This window comes from Mesorhizobium sp. M7A.F.Ca.CA.004.12.1.1 (genome assembly GCF_003997835.1).
In the GTDB taxonomy this organism is placed as follows: Bacteria; Pseudomonadota; Alphaproteobacteria; order Rhizobiales; family Rhizobiaceae; genus Mesorhizobium.
In genome coordinates this window covers 1-2,648 of record NZ_RZRK01000828.1, presented here as the reverse complement: position 1 = coordinate 2,648, position 2,648 = coordinate 1, and the positions used below count along the sequence as shown (strand labels likewise).

The following is a 2,648-nucleotide window of genomic DNA, read 5'->3' as shown; positions in this document are numbered from 1 at the left end:
GGATGTCGGCCATCCGCTGACGCTCGCCGTCAAGGCATTCGGTGAGGGCAATTACGCCGAGACCGTGCGCCTGATCCGGCCGATCCGATCGATCTCCCATCGCTTCGGCGGCAGCCACGCCCAGCGGGATGTTATCGACCTGACGCTGATCGAGGCAGCGTTGCGCGCCGGTGACGGTGCGCTGGCCAGGGCGCTCACGGCCGAGCGTTCGATGGCGCGGCCCGACAGTCCGCTGTCAGCGCTGTTTGTGCGACGCGCCGCCGATTTGTCGGAGAATTGACCCGAAGCGGATCTTGTTTTAAAAACTGGCCAAGTCAGATTTTTTCGAGACCCGAAAAAATTAACTGGCGTGGGAGGAAGACATGTATCTGGGCCTCGATCTCGGAACGTCGGGCGTCAAGGCGCTGCTGATCGATGCCGGGCAAACCGTCATCGGTTCCGGCCATGGTTCGCTTGATGTTTCACGGCCGCATCCCGGCTGGTCGGAACAGAATCCCGAGCACTGGATCCGGGCCTGCGAAGACGCAATTGCCGAGCTCAAATCCTCCCATCCGGATGAACTCGCGGCAGTCAAGGGCATTGGCCTGTCCGGGCAGATGCATGGCGCCACGCTGCTCGACGCCGCCGACAAGGTGCTGCGTCCCTGCATCCTGTGGAACGACACGCGCAGCCATGCCGAGGCGGCTGCGCTCGATGCCGATCCGCGCTTCCGCGCTCTGACCGGCAACATCGTCTTTCCCGGTTTCACCGCGCCGAAACTTGCCTGGGTGAAAAACAACGAACCCGCTCTCTTCGCCAAGGTCGCAAAAGTGCTGCTGCCCAAGGATTTCCTGCGGCTCTGGCTTTCGGGCGAACACATTTCGGAGATGTCGGATTCTGCCGGTACCTCCTGGCTCGATGTCGGCAACCGGCGCTGGAGTACGGACCTGCTCGCAGCGACGTCGCTCGACGAGGAGCAGATGCCGTCGCTGGTCGAGGGTACGCACAAGGCAGGCGCACTGCGCAGTGAATTGGCCTCGAAATGGGGCGTCCAGGCCATTCCAATCGCCGGCGGCGCCGGCGACAATGCGGCCTCGGCCTGCGGCATGGGCACGGTCGGCGCCGGCCACGCTTTCGTCTCGCTCGGCACATCGGGCGTGCTGTTTGCCGCCAACGCTTCCTACCTGCCCAACCCGGCTAGCGCGGTTCACACCTTCTGCCACGCCCTGCCGAACACCTGGCACCAGATGGGGGTCATCCTGTCGGCGACGGATTCGCTCAACTGGCTGTCCGAAATCACCGGGAAGAGCGCCGGCGAATTGACCACTGAGCTCGGCGACACATTGAAGGCGCCGAGCGGCGTGTCCTTCCTGCCTTATCTCTCGGGCGAGCGCACACCCTACAATGATGCCGCCATTCGCGGCGCGTTCACCGGGCTGGCGCATGAATCGAGCCGTCCCGTGCTGACCCAGGCCGTGCTGGAGGGTGTAGCCTTTGCCTTCCGCGACAGCCTCGAAGCCCTGGCCACGGCCGGCACGAGTTTGACGCGGGTGACGGCGATCGGCGGCGGCTCGCGCTCGCACTACTGGTTGAAGGCGATTGCCACCGCGCTTCAACTGCCTGTCGACATTCCCGCCGACGGCGATTTCGGCGCCGCCTTTGGCGCCGCGCGGCTCGGCCTGATCGCGGCGACGGGTGCCGATCCGCTTGAAATCTGTACGGCACCGAGGACGGATGCGACGATCGAACCGGACGCGGCGCTTGGCGGCGTCTATGCCGATGCCTATCAGCGCTACCGGGAGCTGTACCCGGCGATCAGGGCTGTAACCGCGTGATTCAGTGCGAGGCGCCCCCCTCTGCCCTGCCGGGCATCTCCCCCTCTAGGGGGGAGATCGGCAGCGTTGACGGCTTTACTCGTCTTGCAAGGTTGATAATTAGCGATGGCGGGAAAGACAGCCAATCTCCCCCCTTGAGGGGGAGATGGCCGGCAGGCCAGAGGGGGGCGCTTCGCACCCGCCTCGCCCAGAAGTCCTCACTGCGCAGGCACCTTGTCGAGAAAGCCGGTGACGCTCTTCAGGCGGCCGTTCTCAATGATTCCGATGTCGGTACCTTCGATCACCGATGGCGTCCCCTCAGGCCCGAGATTCCACGAGAAGCGGATCTTGTCGGCAAAACCGTCCGGCGTGCCCTTCAGCGAGAACCGGAAGCCGGCAAAGCGCTGCTGCACGCCGTCGATCAGAGCCGCGACGCCTTCATGGCCGTCGCCCTGCATGAGCGGATCACGATAGCTGACGTCTTCCGTGAAGGTCGCCTTGAGCAATTCGGTCCGGCGGACGGCATCGCTTTCGTTCCAGGCGGTGATGTAGTTTTCAGCGATCTTGGTGAGGTCGGTCATGGTCTGTCTCCTTCATTGACGGTTTTGACATGACCCTTTTCAACCGGCGCTGGCCTGAAACCAATTACGCCTGAGGTAATGGCGGCAGAACTTTGTGAGAGGACAGAAATCATGAGCAGCGGATTTTTCGGCGACATCAAGAAAATCAAATATGAAGGGCCGGATTCGACCAATCCGCTGGCCTATAGGTTCTACAATCCCGACGAGCTCGTCGCCGGCAAACGGCTGGAAGTCCATCTGCGCTTCGCCGTCGCCTACTGGCACTCCTTTGCCT

2 protein-coding genes and 2 pseudogenes are annotated in these 2,648 nt (G+C 63.1%); 3 read left to right on the top strand and 1 reads right to left on the bottom strand.

The genetic code is table 11. The features are described 5' to 3' along the window. Together EN984_RS30295 and xylB are read left to right on the top strand one after the other, a co-directional pair. Nucleotides 1-280, top strand: a pseudogene (locus EN984_RS30295) (tetratricopeptide repeat protein); the annotation flags it as partial. A gap of 82 nt (nucleotides 281-362) precedes the next feature. After that, complete coding sequence (gene xylB, locus EN984_RS30290; RefSeq protein WP_127270191.1) at nucleotides 363-1,814, top strand: xylulokinase; 1,452 nt, start codon at nucleotides 363-365, stop codon at nucleotides 1,812-1,814. A 197-nt stretch (nucleotides 1,815-2,011) separates the two neighbouring features. Here xylB and EN984_RS30280 read toward each other — a convergent pair whose 3' ends face one another. Beyond that, nucleotides 2,012-2,374 (bottom strand): nuclear transport factor 2 family protein, encoded by a 363-nt coding sequence (locus EN984_RS30280; protein WP_127269938.1) that lies wholly within the window; start codon nucleotides 2,372-2,374, stop codon nucleotides 2,012-2,014. A gap of 111 nt (nucleotides 2,375-2,485) precedes the next feature. Here EN984_RS30280 and EN984_RS30275 point away from each other — a divergent pair. Continuing rightward, a pseudogene (locus tag EN984_RS30275) lies at nucleotides 2,486-2,648 on the top strand (xylose isomerase); the annotation flags it as partial.